We start from the raw sequence: 15,477 nt of genomic DNA, 5'->3' as shown, positions 1-15,477 counted from the left end.
AACCGATCGTATGACCAATCTTGAACGTTTCTCGGCCGCCGCCGCGCTCTTGACCTGCGGTTTGCCACTCATAGTAGAACCACGAACACACATCTTTGCCGGGGATCGGATGAAACCTGGCATCTCACCCGGGGAACGGGCCGGTGAGGACCGCGACGGAGGCAGCCGGAAGGGTCAGCGAGCGGATTCCAGAATCGCCGATGGAGTCCGTTTCGAGTTTCACGTCCGGTTCGGAGGCGAGCAGGAGGCGGGACGCGGCGGTCGTGATGTCCGCGGACCGGCCGGCGAGGTTCGCGATGATGTGAACCCGCCCGCGTTGGAGGACGATGTAGCGTTCCGTCCCGTTTTCCCGGACTTCGACGTTCGTCCGGGTGAGCCGGGGATCGTTGAGGTCGGGGATCGCGCGGCGGAGCGCGATCAGCGCGCGGTGCCAGCCGAGCAGTTCCCGGTGGGGCGGTCCGCCGGCCTCCGACCAGTCGAGCACCGACCGGCGGAACGTCTCCGGGTCCTGCGGGTCGGGGACGTCGCCCGCCCAGCCGTGCCGGGCGAACTCCCGGCGGCGGCCCTCGCTCACCGCCCGTCCGAGATCCGGATCCACGTGGTCGGTGAAATAGCACCACGGGGTCGACGCGCCCCATTCCTCGCCCATGAACAGCATCGGCGTGAACGGCGCCAGGAGGAGCAGGGCGGCCCCCACCTTTTGCATGGGCACGGACAGGCTCGCGCTTACGCGGTCGCCGGATGCACGATTTCCCACCTGGTCGTGGTTCTGCAGGAACCCCAGAAATCGGTGTGCGGGCGTTGTACGGACGTCGACGGGCCGACCATGGTGCCGTCCCCGGTAGGTGGACATCGTGCCGTCGTGGAAGAACACCCGTGTCAGGGTTTTCTTCAGCACCTCCAATGACCCGAAGTCGCAGTAGTAACCCTGGCGCTCACCCGTCAGTGCGGAGTGCAAAGCGTGATGGAAGTCGTCGCTCCACTGCGCGTCCAACCCATATCCGCCCGCTTCCCGGGGCGTCACCAGCCGTGGGTCGTTCAGGTCGGATTCGGCGATCAAGAACAGATTCCGGCCGAGATGCGCGGACAGGCCCGCCACGGCCTCGGCGAGTTCCTCGAGGACGTGCACGGCCCGGTGGTCGGTGATCGCGTGGACGGCGTCCAGCCGGAGCCCGTCCAGGTGGTGGTCGCGCAGCCACATCAGCGCGTTCTCGATGACGAACGCGCGGACCTCGTCCGACCCCTCCTGGTCGAAGTTCACCGCGTCGCCCCAGGGCGTCGTGTGGGCACCGGTGAAGTACGGGCCGTAGGAGGCGAGGCGGTTCCCGTCCGGCCCCAGATGGTTGTAGACGACGTCCAGGACGACCGCGAGCCCGCGCCCGTGGGCGGCGTCCACGAACCGCTTGAGGCCGTCCGGGCCGCCGTACGGCTCGTGCGGAGCCCACAGGTGGACGCCGTCGTAACCCCACCCGTGGCGACCGGGGAACGACGCGACGGGCAGAAGCTCCACCGCGTCGATCCCCAGCGAGACGAGATGGTCCAAGCGTTCTATGGCCGCGTCGAAGGTTCCCTCCTGGGTGAACGTCCCGACGTGCATCTCGTACAGGACGCTCCCCGGGAAGGGGCGCCCGCGCCACTCTGCGTCCGTCCAGGCGAACCTGCCGTGGTCGTAGACGCGGCTCGGACCGTGCACGCCGTTCGGCTGCCAGAGGGAGCGCGGATCCGGCAGGACCTCGCCGCTCCCGTCGAGGGCGAACCCGTAGTCGGTGCCGTGGCCCGCATCGGGCACGTCCGTCCCCCACCAGCCGGGGCGGCCCGGCAGGGGCGACATGGGATGCCGGACGAGGTCGGGCGCCGGGCCGGTCGCGACGTCCACGCGGCGCGCGTCCGGCGCCCACACCTCGAACCGGGTCAACGCGTGATCTCCCTCGGAACGAGCAGCGCCACCGGGAGCTGCGCGAACACGTCGGCGGCGTCCAGGTCGGGCCCCCAGTGGTACGCGCCGGTGAGGACGTCGTGCCAGCCCTGCCGGCCCGCGCCGATCGTCGTCGCGTCCCAGCCGCCGCGCCGCTCCAGGCCGACCGGCAGCCGGGTGGCGAGCGCGAGCGCGTCGCCGCGCGCGAACCCGACGACGTGGTCGGCGGCGGGCCCCCGGACGGGCAGCGGCTCGTACCCGGCCCCCGGGCCGAACCAGCCGGGCCGGGACCGGCGCAGCCGCAGCGTACGCATCGTGACCAGCAGCTTCTCGTCGTCGATGTCCTTCGGGCTGCGGCCGGTGTCGAGACGGTGCAGCCGCTCGCGGCGCAGCCCGTAGTCCACCGGGCGCCGGTTGTCGGGGTCGACGAGCGCGAGCGCGGTCATCTCGCACCCCTGGTAGACGTCCGGGACGCCCGGCATCGCGAGCTGCACGAGCTTCTGCCCCAGCGTGTTCACGCGCGCGTACGGGTGCAGCCGGGACACGAACCGGGTCACGTCCGTGATCAGATCCGGGTCGGCCAGGATGCGGCGGGCGTGCTCGACGACGGCGTCCTCGTACTCGGCGTCCCGGTCGAGCCAGGACGTCCGTGTCTTGGCCTCGCGCATCGCCTTGACGAGGAACTCCGTGAGCCGGTCGGGTTCCAGCGGCCACGCGCCGACGAGCGTCTGCCACAGCAGGTACTCCAGGTCGGGCTCCAGCGGGGACCGCTCACCGCCCCACCAGTCCCGCCAGCGGTGCACGGCCTCGGCCCACTCGTCCGGAAGCTCCGACAGGACGTTCAGCCAGGCCCGGACGTCCTCCTGGCGCTTGGTGTCGTGCGTGGACAGCGTCGTCATGGTCAGGGGCCAGTCGCGGGCCAGGCGGACGCAGTGCGTATGGAAATCCACGGGGTCGACCGAGAAGCGGTCCGGGTCGCCGCCCACCTCGTTCAGCGCGGACATGCGGTTCCACCGGTAGAACGCGGTGTCCTCCACGCCCTTGGCCGAGAGCGGCGCCGTCGTCTGCTGGAACCGGATGATGAACTCGGGGTCGGTCTTCTCGCCGCGCCCGAGAGCGAGGTTCACGACCGTGTCCAGGTCGCCGTGCAGGTCCTCGGACAACCGCGTGCGCGCGTGCCGGGCCGCCTCTTCCAGCACCTCGACGGCCTGGGGCGGGGGGTCCTCCCCCGGCACGACGTACGCGCGGTACACCGGCATGGAGACGAGCAGCTCGACCAGCGCCCTCCGCAGCCCCGGGCGGTCGCCGGCGACGCGGTGCAGGACGCGCGCGAGCCGGTCGACCTCGGGTTTCAGGCCTTGCTCGGCCGCGTACCGCCGGGATTCCCGCTCGACCTCCGCGAAGCCCGCCGGCCCGCCGGTCAGGGACGTGTAGAGGTCGGTGAGGGGCCGCTCGCCGTCCGGGTCGACGAACAGGCCGCCGATCACCGTCAGCGAGTCGTACCCGGTCGTCCCCGCGCACGGCCAGTCGGACGGCAGCCGCTCCGCGCCCTCGGTGATCTTCTCGACGAGCACCCACGCGTCCGGCGCGCGGGCCGCGACGCGGCGCAGGTAGCCGCGCGGGTCGGCGAGGCCGTCCGGGTGGTCGATGCGCACGCCGTCCACGAGGCCCTGGTCCAGGAGGTCGAAGGGGAGCGCGTGGGTGGTGTCGAACACCTCCCGTTCCTCCTGCCGGAGGCCGATGAGCCCGGAGATGTCGAAGAACCGGCGGTAGTTGGGCTCCCCGTCGCCCGGCAGGACGAGCCGTCCGCCGCCCGCGTCCCAGTCCACGTCGAACCAGCGGGCGAAGGGGGACGTCCGGCCCTCGGCCAGGACGGCGGTCAGCGGGGCGTTCAGGTCGGCCGGGTGCGGGATCGCCATGTGGTTCGGGACGATGTCGACCAGCAGCCGCAGGCCGTGCGCGCGGAACCGGGTCGCCATCGCGCCGAACGCCTCGGCGCCGCCCAGTTCGTCGGCGAGCCGCGCGTGGTCGACGACGTCGTAGCCGTGCGTGGAACCGGGCGCCGCCTTCAGGATCGGCGACAGGTAGACGTGGGACACGCCGAGCGCGGCCAGGTAGGGCGCGAGCGCCGCGGCCTCGGCGAAGCCGAAATGCTCCTCGGGCGTCCCGCGGAGCTGGATGCGGTAGGTGCCGGACGGGGGCGCGGCGGGGCCGTCCGCGGGGATCTCCTCAGCCATGTCGTCCTCGGTGGGGTCGGGGGCGTGGTCGGGCGGGGACACTTCAGGCGGGGACGCGCCGGGCGGGGACGCGTCCGGCCGGGACGCGCCGGGCGGGGACGCGTCGGGCGGGGGGAACTCGGATGGCGGGCGGTCAGGCACGGCGGAGCACCTGGATGGAGCGCGCGGCGACCGGGACGGTCTCGCGAGCCTTCGCCACGGGCGACTCCTCCTCCGCGAGCAGGGGGTCGGCGGTGTCCAGGACCTTGATCCAGAGCTGCCCGTAGGGCGCGGGCGGCAGGACGAACGGCAGGTCGCCGTCGTGCGCGTTGATCAGCAGCATGAACGAGGCGTCGCGGATCCGCCGGCCGCGCCGGTCGGGCTCGCCGATCGCGTCGCCGTTGAGGAACACGTTCAGCGACTTGTTGAACCCGGCCCGCCAGTCCCGGTCGGTCATCTCCTCGCCGCTCGGGCGGAACCACACCAGGTCGGGCAGGTTCTCCGGCTTCGCGCGCGCGCCGCGGGCCTTCCGTTTGCGCTGGTCGCCGCGGAAGAACCGGCGACGGCGGAACACCGGGTGCTCGGTGCGCAGCTTCGACAGGCGCCGGACGAAGTCGAGCATCGGCCCGCGCTCGTCGAAGAACATGTCGTCGCGCAGGCCCGTCCAGTCGATCCAGGACAGCTCGTTGTCCTGGCAGTAGGCGTTGTTGTTGCCCTTCTGGGTGCGGCCCAGCTCGTCGCCGTGGGAGAGCATCGGGACGCCCTGCGACAGGAACAGCGTGGTGAGGAAATTGCGTTTCTGCCGTTCGCGCAGCGCGATGACGTCAAGGTCGTCCGTCGGCCCTTCGACGCCGCAGTTCCATGACCGGTTGTCGTCCGTCCCGTCCCGGTTCGACTCGCCGTTCGCGTCGTTGTGCTTGTGGTCGTACGAGACGAGGTCGTGCAGCGTGAACCCGTCGTGGCAGGTGATGAAGTTGATCGACGCGATCGGGCGGCGGCCGTCGTCGGCGTAGAGGTCGGACGAACCGGTCAGGCGGGACGCGAAGTCGGGCATCGTGCCCGGACGCCCGCGCCAGAAGTCCCGCATGGTGTCGCGGTACTGGCCGTTCCACTCGGTCCACAGCGGGGGGAAGTTCCCCACCTGGTAGCCGCCCTCGCCCACGTCCCAGGGCTCGGCGATCAGTTTCACCTGGGAGACGACCGGGTCCTGCTGGACGAGGTCGAAGAACGCCGACAGGCGGTCCACGGCGTGCAGCTCGCGGGCGAGGGTCGCGGCGAGGTCGAACCGGAAGCCGTCCACGTGCATCTCGGTCACCCAGTACCGCAGCGAGTCCATGATGAGCTGCAGGACGTGCGGGCTGTGCATCAGCAGGCTGTTGCCGGTGCCCGTCGTGTCCATGTAGTAGCGCCGGTCGTCCTCGGCGAGCCGGTAGTAGGAGGCGTTGTCGAGCCCCCGGAACGACAGGGTCGGGCCGAGGTGGTTGCCCTCCGCGGTGTGGTTGTAGACGACGTCCAGGATCACCTCCATACCGGCCTCGTGCAGCGCCTTCACCATCGACTTGAACTCCAGCACCTGCTCGCCCCGGTGCCCGGACGACGAGTACTCGTTGTGCGGCGCGAAGAACCCGATCGTGTTGTAGCCCCAGTAGTTGCGCAGCCTCCGCTGTGTCAGGGCGTCGTCGTGGACGAACTGGTGCACCGGCATCAGCTCCACCGCCGTCACCCCGAGCGACTTCAGGTGATCGACGATCACCGGGTGGGCGAGGCCCGCGTACGTCCCCCGCAGGTCCTTCGGCACCTCCGGGTGGCGGGCGGTCAGCCCCTTGACGTGCGCCTCGTAGATCACCGTCTCGTGGTACGGGATCCGCGGCGGGCGGTCGTCGCCCCAGTCGAAGTACGGGCTGACGACCACCGACCGCATCGTGTGCCGCGCCGAGTCGGCGTCGTTGCGCGAGCACGGGTCGCCGAACCGGTAGCCGAAGCACGACTCGTCCCAGTCGACCTTCCCCTCGACGGCCTGGGCGTACGGGTCCAGCAGCAGCTTCGCCGGGTTGCAGCGCAGGCCGCGGCGCGGGTCGTACGGGCCGTGCACCCGGTACCCGTAGCGGCGCCCCGGCATCACGCCGGGCAGGTACGCGTGCCAGACGAACGCGTCGGCCTCCTCCAGCACGACCCGGGTCTCCTCGCCGTCCGCGGCCGGGCCGTCGAACAGGCACAGCTCGACCCGTTCGGCGGCCTCGGAGAAGACGGCGAAGTTCGTCCCGGCACCGTCGAACCTCGCGCCGAGCGGATACGCCTCGCCCGGCCACACCTGCGCCATGTCCCGCCCTCCCGTCGATGCGCTGAAAGCCCTTCCCTGTGAGGGCTGGATCACACCGATCGGGAGTCCTCTGGTCAGAACGGACATCCGTGGGCTACCTTAGGGGAGCCTTACCTTATTGAGGGCTCCCTAAGGGCCCAGGTCAGGCGCCGGAACGCGAAGTCGGACGGAAGGCCCGAACCGGATGTACGTCTGCATCTGCAACGCCGTCACCGAGGACGACGTGCACGGCTGCATGGCGAGCGGTGCGTGCGCCACCGTCAAGGACGTCAAGGCCGCGTGCGGCATGAAGCCCGGCTGCGGCTCCTGCACCCGGCGGATCTCCGCGATGGTCAGCGAGTACCGCACCGCGAGCGAGCTGGCGGACGCCCTCACCGGCGGGCCGCTCCCGCTGGCCGCCGTCCCCGAACCGGCGCCGCAGGCGCCCGGCACCGTGGAACCCGTCACGGCGAAGCCGGGCCCCGGGGCCCCCGAGACGTTCGTCGCCGACCCGCTCGCCGAGCGCCCCGCGACGTCCGAACCCATGATGTCCCAGCCGATGTCCGACCGGGTCGAGAGGGGGACCGCACCGCCCACGGCGGCCTGAGCCTTTCCTAACCGAACAGCGGCGGGCGCCCATCCCGGAATCCCCGGGGCGAGCGCCCAGAAACCGTGCGAAACGGACATGCACCCGGGGCGGTGCTGTCACGTGCCGCTCGGTCATGTCAGTATGGCCGCATGGAAGGCGACAAGGACATCATCAATCTCCTCAACGAGCAGCTCACCGCGGAGCTCACCGCGATCAACCAGTACTTCCTGCACTCGAAGATGCAGGAGAACTGGGGCTTCACCCGGATCGCCAAGCACACCCGCGACGAGTCCATCGACGAGATGCGGCACGCCGAGCACCTCACGAACCGCATCCTGTTCCTCGAGGGCCTGCCGAACTACCAGAAGCTCGGCACCCTGCGCATCGGGCAGACCGTCGTCGAGCAGCTCAAGGCCGACCTGGAGATCGAGAAGGAGGCCGTGGCCCGGCTGGTCCCCGGCATCGAGCTGATGCGCTCCCGCGGCGACATCACCTCCGCGCGGCTCTTCGAGCACATCCTCGAGGACGAGGAGCAGCACATCGACTACCTGGAGACCGAGCTGAGCCTCGTCGACGCCCTCGGCGAGCAGAACTACCTCCAGCGGCTCACCGGCTCCCCCGGCGAGGACGCCCCCAGCTCCGTCTGACCCGCGGCGTCCGGGCCGCGACGGCGCGGCGCCCGCGGATCAGGGCCGGCCCGCGGCGGTGTCCGGGGGCTTGGGGTTCCGCCGCAGCACGTACGGCTGGATGATCCCCAAGCCCTGGACCGGGCGCCGCACGATCCGCGTCACCTCGTAGGCCGGGTCCTTCTCGAGCTGCGCGGCCAGCTCGGCGTCGATCACCACCGACCCGGGCCGGGCCAGCGACGTCAGCCGCGCCGCCAGGTTGACCGTCGTGCCGAACACGTCCCCCATCAGCGGCAGCACGGGCCCGTGCGCCACGCCGACCCGGACGTCCGGCACCTCGGTCTCGTCCTGGATCGCCGCCGCCACCGTCAGCGCGATCTCCGCACCGACCTTCGGCGACTCGGCGCTGAACAGCACCTCGTCGCCGAGCGTCTTGACAACCCGGCCGCCGCACGCCGCGATGATGTCGGACGTCGACTCCTCGAACCACTCCACGACCCGCGCCAGCTCGATCTCGTCCAGCTCCCGGCTGACCTGCGTGAACGACACCATGTCCGCGAACCCGACGGTGGTCATCGGGCGTCCGGTCGGGTCGCCGTTCTCCCGGGTGGCCGCCGCGGCGAGCGCGCGCGTCCCCGCCGAGGCGAGCTGCCGCCGCCACGCGTGCAGGACGAGCGGCTCGAACTCCCCGATGTGCGACTCGGCGATCCCGACGATCGCGCCGAGCGCCTCCGCCGGCGGCGACCCGTTCGGGTCCTCGCCGAGCATGCTGCGCAGCAGGCTGACCTGCCATTCCGCGAGGCGCGTCATCGTCTGCCCGAACGCCCGGACGAGCCGGATCACGCCCTCCTCGTCCAGGACGCCGTCCTCCACCAGGCGGCGCATCCGGCAGAGCGCGTCGATGTCGCCCTCGGTGTAGGCGACGGCGTCGTCGGGCATCGTCGGGTAGCCGAAGGCGCGCCAGATCCGGCCGGAGAACTCCCGGGAGACCCCCGACAGGCGGACGGCGTCGACGCGCGTGTAGCGCAGCTCGCCGCCGAGCAGGAGTTCCTCGATCTCCTTCGGATCCGGCAATCCGGGTGCCATCCTCCGCCCCTCAGTGCACCGGCGCGGTGGGCTCCGCCGGCGGCGTCGTGGTCCGGTACCAGGACATATCGTGGCAGATCGGTGGGCGCTTCACCCGGCGGTCCCCCGGACGTGGACCACATCGCCCGCGTTGACCGCCCGGTCACCCGACGGCCCGGACACCACCAGCCGGCCCGATTCGTCCACGTCCCGCGCGACGCCCGTCAGCCGCTCGTCCGCGGGCAGCTCCACCCGCACGTCCCGTCCGAGCGTCGCGCAGAGCTGCTTGTACGCGGGGCGCAGGCCGCTCCTCTCCGGGTCGCCGTCCAGCGCGACCCACTCCCGGTACCACGTCGCGAACTCCCGCAGGATCGCGCGCAGCAGCGGCGCCCGGTCGCTCAGCGGCGCCCCCTCGATCGCCAGCGACGTCGCCGTCGGCACCGGAAGTTCCTCCGCCCGCAGCCCGACGTTCAGCCCGACGCCCACGACCAGCCCGCCGTCGACCCTCTCCGCGAGGATCCCGGCCAGCTTCCGCTCCCCCACCAGCAGATCGTTCGGCCACTTCAACCGGACGTCGACCGCGACGTCCTCCGCCGGTTCGACCTCGTGCGACCACGCGGTCATCCGGCGCACGGCCGTCGCCACCGCCACGCCCGTCAGCAGCGGCAGCCACCCGAGCCGCGCCACCGGCACCGCCGGGCGCACCAGCACCGAGAACATCAGCCCCGACCGCGGCGGCGCCGACCACGGCCGGCCCAGCCGCCCCCGCCCCGCCGTCTGCAGCTCGGTGACCAGCACGGACCCCTCCGGCGCACCCTCCCGGGCCAGCACCGCCAGGTCCGCGTTCGTCGACCCGGTCTCCTCCACCACCCGGACGTCGCGCCACAGGCCGTCCGGACGGACGAGCGCGCGGTGCAGCGCCGCCTCGTGCAGCGGCGGCCGGTCCAGGTCCCCGTACGGTGAGTCGCTCACGTACCCATCCAACATCACCGGCCCCCGGGCCGCCGTCTAGGGTGCGGGCATGGACGGAGTGACCCTGGTGCGGGAACACGAGCACATCGCCGAGATCGTGCTCGACAGACCGGAAGCCCTCAACGCCCTCTCCACCGCGATGGCCCGCCGGCTCGCCGCCGTGTGCGCCGAGGTGGCCGCCGACGCGTCCGTGCGCGCGGTCGTCCTCGCCGCCGCGGGCGAGAAGGCGTTCTGCGTAGGCGCGGACCTCAAGGAACGCAACTCGATGACCGACGCGGAGATCCTCGCGCAGCGGCCGGTCTTCCGCGCCGCGTTCGGCGGCGTCCTGAACCTCCCGCAGCCGGTCGTCGCCGCCGTGCACGGGTACGCGCTCGGCGGCGGCTGCGAGATCGCGCTGTCCGCCGACCTGATCGTCGCGGACGAGACCGCCGTGTTCGGCCTCCCCGAGGTCGGCGTCGGCCTCATCCCCGCGGGCGGCGGCACCCAGCTCGCGCTGCGCCGCCTCGGCCCCGGCAAGGCCGCCGACCTCGTCCTCACCGGCCGCCGCCTCGGCGTCGAGGAGGCGCTCGAGTTCGGCGTCGCCGACCGCAAGGTCCCCGCCGGCTCCGCCCGCGACGAGGCCCGCGCCCTCGCGGCCGTCATCGCGGGCAACTCCCCCGTCGCCGTCCGCGCCGCGAAGCGCGCCCTCCGGCAGGGCGCCGGCGCCCCCCTGGAGGCCGCCCTCGACATCGAGGAGAACGCCTGGCGCACCGCCGTGCTCTCCCCCGACCGGGCCGAAGGCATCGCCGCATTCAACGAGAAGCGCAAGCCCGACTGGCCGTCTTAGCCCAGGGGGCGCCCCCTGGCACCCCGCCGGTCAGGTGAGGAGCGTCGAGGCGACCAGGACGGCCGCGAACAGGTAGAAGGCCGTCATCATGGCGCCCATGACCATGCCCCACAGCGCGATGGAGCGGGCGTCGACCATGTCGATGGTCACCTCGCCCTTGCGCCAGCGGCGGCGGGCGAGGTGGCCGCAGACGATCGCGGGGACGCCCAGCGGGAAGAGGCACACGGCCGCGACGGCGAGGGCGGGGGACCGGCCCCGCGCGGCGTCCGCCGCCGGGGCGGGCGCCGCGCGGCCGATGGCGTCCCTGGATACTTCGGCCGTGTGGTGCGGCGGCGGCTGAAGGGGGCCCTGCGGGCCCGAGGGGTGTCCTTTCACGCACCGAAGTATGGCGTGCCGCGCGGCGGGGCGGCGCTGATCCGCCCCGCCGCGCGGGGCGTCAGCCGGTGTTCTGCAGGCCGGCGGCGACGCCGTTGACCGAGAGGAGCAGGAGTTCCTCCAGGTGGGCGCGTTCGTCCTCGTCGGCGACGCCCGCGCGGAGCGCCTTGAGGGCGCGGAGCTGGAGGTGCGAGAGCGCGTCCACGTAGGGGTTGCGCAGTTCGACGGCGCGGGACAGGACGCGGCGGTTCTCCAGCAGGCGCTCGTGGCCGGTGACGGCGAGGACGAGCGAGCGGGTGCGGTCGTACTCGGCGAGGACGGTCGCGGACAGCTCGGGCCGCTCGCCGAGCGCCAGGTAGCGTTCCGCGATCGCGCGGTCGGACTTGGCGAGGCTCATCTCGGCGTTGTCGAGGAGCGTGTTGAACAGCGGCCACGCCTCGTACGCCTCGCGGAGCGCGGTGAGGTCGCGGCCGTCGTCGGAGACGGCGGCGAGGCCGCTGCCGAGCCCGTACCAGCCGGGGAGGTTGACGCGGGTCTGCGTCCACGCGAACACCCAGGGGATGGCGCGGAGGTCCTCCAGCCCGCGGGCGGCCTTGCGGCGGGCGGGACGGGAGCCGATGCGCAGTTCGGAGATCTCCTCGAGGGGGCTGACGCGGGCGAACCAGGTCGCGAACCCGTCGGTCTCGATGAGGGAGCGGAACGCGGTCTGGGCGGCGGCGCCGATGCGGTCGGCGAGGGGGCGGTACCGGGCCGCGGCCTCGCGGGCGCGGTCCTGGACGGCGTCGGTGGACGCCAGCAGGACCGCGCTCGTGACCTGCTCGACGTGCCGCTTGGCGATCTCCGGGTGGCCGTACCGGGCGAAGATCACCTCGCCCTGTTCGGTGACCTTGAAGCGGCCGCCGACCGAGCCGGGCGCCTGCGCGAGGATCGCGCGGTTGGCGGGGCCGCCGCCGCGGCCGAGGGAACCGCCGCGGCCGTGGAAGAGGGTCAGCGTGACGCCGTGCCGGGACGCCCACGCGGTGAGGGCCTCCTGCGCGTCGTAGAGGCGGAGGGTGGCGCTGGCCGGGCCGAGCTGCTTCGCGGAGTCGGAGTAGCCGAGCATGACCTCCAGGCGGCGGCCGGTGTCGTCGAGGCGGCGCCGGACGGCCGGGATGTCGAGCATGCCGTCGAGGACGGCCGGGGCGTTGTCGAGGTCCTCGCCGGTCTCGAACAGCGGGATGACGTCCAGGACGGGCGCCTGCTCGCCGAGCGTCGCGGCCAGCTCGTGGACGTTCGCGATGTCGTCGGCGGACCGGGTGAACGACACGATGTAGCGGTGGCAGGCGCGGACGCCGAACCGCTGCTGGATCCAGGCGACGACGCGGAGCGTCTCGAGGATCTCCTCGGTCATCTCGGAGCGCTCGCCGCCGGCGCGGATCTCCGCGAGGGCCTGCGCGTGCAGCTCGGAGTGCTGCCGGATCTCCAGCTCGGCGAGGTGGAAGCCGAACGTCTCGACCTGCCAGATGAGGTGCTGGACGCGGCCGTACGCCTGCCGCTTCGCGCCCGCGGCGGCGAGCGACTCCTGCACGATCCGCAGGTCGGCGAGGAGGTCGTCCGGGGACGCGTAGGCGAGGTCGGCGTCGCGGTCGCGGGTCGCGGCGATGCGGGCCGCGACGTAGAGCAGGAACTGGCGGTGCGGTTCGCCGGGCGAGCGCTTGGCCATCCGGCGGCTGCGGGACGGCTGCGCGGTGCGGGCGGCGGCCAGGGCGTTGCGCAGCGCCGCCGACGGCGGCGTGGTGCTCTCGTGGACGGTCAGTTCGCGGCCGATGCGGGCGCACGTCGTCTCCAGCGCGGACAGGACGTGCTCGGCCTGGATCATGATCGCGTCGCGGGTGACCTGCGCGGTGACGTACGGGTTGCCGTCGCGGTCGCCGCCGATCCAGCTCCCGAACCGCAGGTAGGGGCGTGCGGCCGGGGGGCGGGTGCCGGTGTCGCCGCCCTCCAGGGCGCGGTCGAGGGCCCGGTACACGTGCGGGACGACCCGGAAGATCGTCTCGTCGAACGCGGCCATCGCGGTGCGGACCTCGTCGAGCGGGTCCATCTGGGTGCCGCGGCGCAGCGCGGTCCGCCACAGGACGTCGATCTCCTCGCGGAGCGTCCGCTCGGTCTCGTCGCGCTCGCCCGCGCCCGGGTCGGCGTGCAGCCGGGTGAGCAGGTCGCTGATCCGCTGGATGGACGTGACGACGGCGCGCCGCCGGGCCTCGGTGGGGTGCGCGGTGAACACCGGGCGGAACTCCAGCCCGTCGATCAGGCCGGCGAGGAGCTTGTCGTCGGGGATCTCGGCGACGGCCGCCGCGACGGACCCGGGGACGGTCTCGCCGGTGTCGCGCTCGCGCAGGGTGCGGATGCGGTGGTGCTCCTCCGCGAGGTTCGTCAGGTGGAAGTACACGGTGAACGCGCGGGCGACCTCCTCCGCGCGTTCCAGCGACCAGCCGTCGACGATCGCCGCGACCTCGTCGCCGGGCAGCTCGCCGCGGCGGGCGGCGATCACCGCGTGCCGGAGCCGTTCGACGTCGTCCAGCAGGCCCTGCCCGCCGTACTCCACGAGCCCGTCGCCGAGCATGCCGCCCAGCAGCCGGACGTCGTTGCGCAGCGGTTCGGGCATGTCCTGCCGGAGGATCTCACGCGTGTTCGTAGCCACGTTCACCAAGCCTAACGAGGGGCCGCCGCGGCGCGTTCATCCCGGTCACCGGGCCCCGCCCGCATCCGGATCATCAGCGTCCGGTTACTCTGGCCCGCATGGCGATGGAAGCCCCTGAACCCGCCCTGGACTACGACATCCACACGACGGCGGGCAAGATCGCGGACCTGGAACGACGCCGGTACGAGGCGGTCCACGCGGGATCGGCGCGTGCCGTGGAGAAGCAGCACGCCAAGGGCAAGATGACCGCCCGGGAGCGGATCGACGCGCTGCTCGACCCCGGCTCCTTCGTGGAGTTCGACGAGATGGCCCGGCACCGCTCCACCAACTTCGGGATGGAGAAGAACCGCCCGTACGGGGACGGCGTCGTCACCGGGTACGGGACGGTCGACGGGCGCCCGGTCGCGGTGTTCAGCCAGGACTTCACGGTGTCCGGCGGGTCGCTCGGCGAGGTGTTCGGCGAGAAGATCTGCAAGGTCATGGACCACGCGGTCAAGACCGGCTGCCCGGTGATCGGCATCAACGACTCGGGCGGCGCGCGGATCCAGGAGGGCGTCGTGGCGCTCGGCCTGTACGCGGAGATCTTCAAGCGGAACGTGCACGCGTCCGGCGTGATCCCGCAGATCTCGCTGGTGATGGGGCCGTGCGCGGGCGGCGCGGTGTACTCCCCCGCGATCACCGACTTCATCGTCATGGTGGACCAGACGTCCCACATGTTCATCACCGGGCCGGACGTCATCAAGACGGTCACCGGCGAAGAGGTGACGATGGAGGAGCTGGGCGGCGCGACCTCGCACAACTCCAGGTCGGGGGTGGCGCACTACCGGGGCTCCGACGAGGACGACGCGATCGAGTACGTCAAGGCGCTGCTGTCGTACCTGCCGTCCAACAACCTGTCGGACGCGCCCGCGTTCGACGTGCCGGTGGACGTGGCGGAGACGGACGACGAGCTGGACCGGCTCGTCCCCGACTCGCCGAACCAGCCGTACGACATGCACACCGTCATCGAGCACGTGGTCGACGACGGCGAGTTCCTCGAGGTGCAGGAGCTGTTCGCGCCGAACATCATCGTCGGGTTCGGGCGCGTCGAGGGCCGCTCGGTCGGCGTGGTCGCGAACCAGCCGATGCAGTTCGCGGGGACGCTCGACATCGACGCGTCCGAGAAGGCCGCCCGGTTCGTCCGGACGTGCGACGCGTTCAACATCCCGGTCCTCACGTTCGTGGACGTCCCGGGGTTCCTGCCCGGCACCGACCAGGAGTTCGGCGGGATCATCCGGCGCGGCGCGAAGCTGCTGTACGCGTACGCCGAGGCGACCGTCCCGCTCGTCACGGTGATCACCCGCAAGGCGTACGGCGGCGCGTACGACGTCATGGGCTCCAAGCACCTCGGCGCCGACATCAACCTCGCGTGGCCGACCGCGCAGATCGCGGTGATGGGCGCGCAGGGCGCGGTGAACATCCTGTACCGCAAGGAGCTGGCCGCGGCCGACGACCCGGACGCGCGCCGCGCCGAGCTGATCACCGAGTACGAGGACACGCTGGCCAACCCCTACGTCGCGGCCGAGCGCGGGTACGTCGACAACGTGATCAAGCCGTCGGAGACGCGCGGGCAGGTCGTCCGGGCGCTGCGGGCGCTGCGGGAGAAGCGCCGGACACTGCCGCCGAAGAAGCACGGGAACATCCCGCTGTGACCGGACGGGCGCCCGGCGCGACACGCCCGGCGGACCGCGAGCCGCCCGTTTTTCGGGCCGACCGGAAGTGAGGATTGCGCGTGACATCTGAAGGGAAGCCGTTCCTGCAGGTCGTCCACGGTGACCCGACGCCCGAGGAGGTCGCGGCGCTCGTCGCCGTGCTGACGGCGCGGGCGGCGGCCGCCGCGGCGGCCCGCGACGGCGGCGGCCCCGCCCGTCCGTG

12 protein-coding genes are annotated in these 15,477 nt (G+C 72.4%); 5 read left to right on the top strand and 7 right to left on the bottom strand.

Annotated elements, in window-relative coordinates; genetic code table 11:
* Window positions 1-124: 124 nt before the first annotated feature.
* From treZ to glgX, 3 genes are all read right to left on the bottom strand, one after another.
* Window positions 125-1,915 (bottom strand): malto-oligosyltrehalose trehalohydrolase, encoded by a 1,791-nt coding sequence (gene treZ, locus ACFQ11_RS28995; RefSeq protein WP_378304327.1) that lies wholly within the window; start codon window positions 1,913-1,915, stop codon window positions 125-127.
* Window positions 1,912-4,152 (bottom strand): malto-oligosyltrehalose synthase, encoded by a 2,241-nt coding sequence (treY, locus tag ACFQ11_RS28990; RefSeq protein ID WP_378304325.1) that lies wholly within the window; start codon window positions 4,150-4,152, stop codon window positions 1,912-1,914. The genes treZ and treY overlap by 4 nt, the downstream gene beginning before the upstream one ends.
* 133 nt (window positions 4,153-4,285) lie before the next feature.
* Window positions 4,286-6,451 carry a glycogen debranching protein GlgX gene (glgX, locus tag ACFQ11_RS28985; RefSeq protein ID WP_378304323.1) on the bottom strand — a complete coding sequence of 722 codons (2,166 nt, stop codon included), beginning with the start codon at window positions 6,449-6,451 and terminating at the stop codon, window positions 4,286-4,288.
* 184 nt (window positions 6,452-6,635) lie between these two features.
* On the opposite strand from glgX, the gene ACFQ11_RS28980 reads away from it, so the two are divergent.
* Window positions 6,636-7,037, top strand: coding sequence for a (2Fe-2S)-binding protein (locus ACFQ11_RS28980; protein ID WP_378304321.1), 402 nt, complete (start codon window positions 6,636-6,638; stop codon window positions 7,035-7,037).
* A 131-nt stretch (window positions 7,038-7,168) separates the two neighbouring features.
* Window positions 7,169-7,666 (top strand): bacterioferritin, encoded by a 498-nt coding sequence (gene bfr / locus ACFQ11_RS28975; protein WP_378304319.1) that lies wholly within the window; start codon window positions 7,169-7,171, stop codon window positions 7,664-7,666.
* A gap of 39 nt (window positions 7,667-7,705) precedes the next feature.
* On the opposite strand, the gene ACFQ11_RS28970 is transcribed toward bfr, so the two are convergent.
* Together ACFQ11_RS28970 and ACFQ11_RS28965 are read right to left on the bottom strand one after the other, a co-directional pair.
* Complete coding sequence (locus ACFQ11_RS28970; protein ID WP_378304317.1) at window positions 7,706-8,731, bottom strand: adenylate/guanylate cyclase domain-containing protein; 1,026 nt, start codon at window positions 8,729-8,731, stop codon at window positions 7,706-7,708.
* 90 nt (window positions 8,732-8,821) lie between these two features.
* On the bottom strand, window positions 8,822-9,682 hold the full coding sequence (locus tag ACFQ11_RS28965; RefSeq protein WP_378304315.1) for a biotin--[acetyl-CoA-carboxylase] ligase: 861 nt from the start codon (window positions 9,680-9,682) through the stop codon (window positions 8,822-8,824).
* A gap of 49 nt (window positions 9,683-9,731) precedes the next feature.
* Between ACFQ11_RS28965 and ACFQ11_RS28960 the strand changes: the two genes are divergently transcribed.
* Window positions 9,732-10,508, top strand: a complete 777-nt coding sequence (locus ACFQ11_RS28960) for an enoyl-CoA hydratase/isomerase family protein (protein WP_378304313.1) — start codon at window positions 9,732-9,734, stop codon at window positions 10,506-10,508.
* A 30-nt stretch (window positions 10,509-10,538) separates the two neighbouring features.
* Here the strand turns inward: ACFQ11_RS28960 and ACFQ11_RS28955 are convergent, their stop codons facing one another.
* Both ACFQ11_RS28955 and ACFQ11_RS28950 read right to left on the bottom strand, forming a co-directional pair.
* Window positions 10,539-10,883 (bottom strand): hypothetical protein, encoded by a 345-nt coding sequence (locus tag ACFQ11_RS28955; RefSeq protein WP_378304311.1) that lies wholly within the window; start codon window positions 10,881-10,883, stop codon window positions 10,539-10,541.
* A gap of 61 nt (window positions 10,884-10,944) precedes the next feature.
* Complete coding sequence (locus ACFQ11_RS28950) at window positions 10,945-13,527, bottom strand: phosphoenolpyruvate carboxylase (protein WP_378304360.1); 2,583 nt, start codon at window positions 13,525-13,527, stop codon at window positions 10,945-10,947.
* Between the two features lie 134 nt (window positions 13,528-13,661).
* On the opposite strand from ACFQ11_RS28950, the gene ACFQ11_RS28945 reads away from it, so the two are divergent.
* The gene (locus ACFQ11_RS28945) at window positions 13,662-15,254 is read left to right on the top strand and encodes an acyl-CoA carboxylase subunit beta (protein ID WP_378304309.1); all 1,593 of its coding nucleotides are present in this window, start codon (window positions 13,662-13,664) and stop codon (window positions 15,252-15,254) included.
* Between the two features lie 80 nt (window positions 15,255-15,334).
* The coding region (locus ACFQ11_RS28940) for an acyl-CoA carboxylase subunit epsilon (RefSeq protein WP_378304358.1) at window positions 15,335-15,477 on the top strand (143 nt) is incomplete at its 3' end.

Source organism: Actinomadura sediminis, assembly GCF_042675525.1.
GTDB lineage: Bacteria > Actinomycetota > Actinomycetes > Streptosporangiales > Streptosporangiaceae > Spirillospora > Spirillospora sediminis.
Note: the sequence above shows the minus strand (reverse complement) of the source record. Positions and strands in the feature narration are given on the sequence as shown.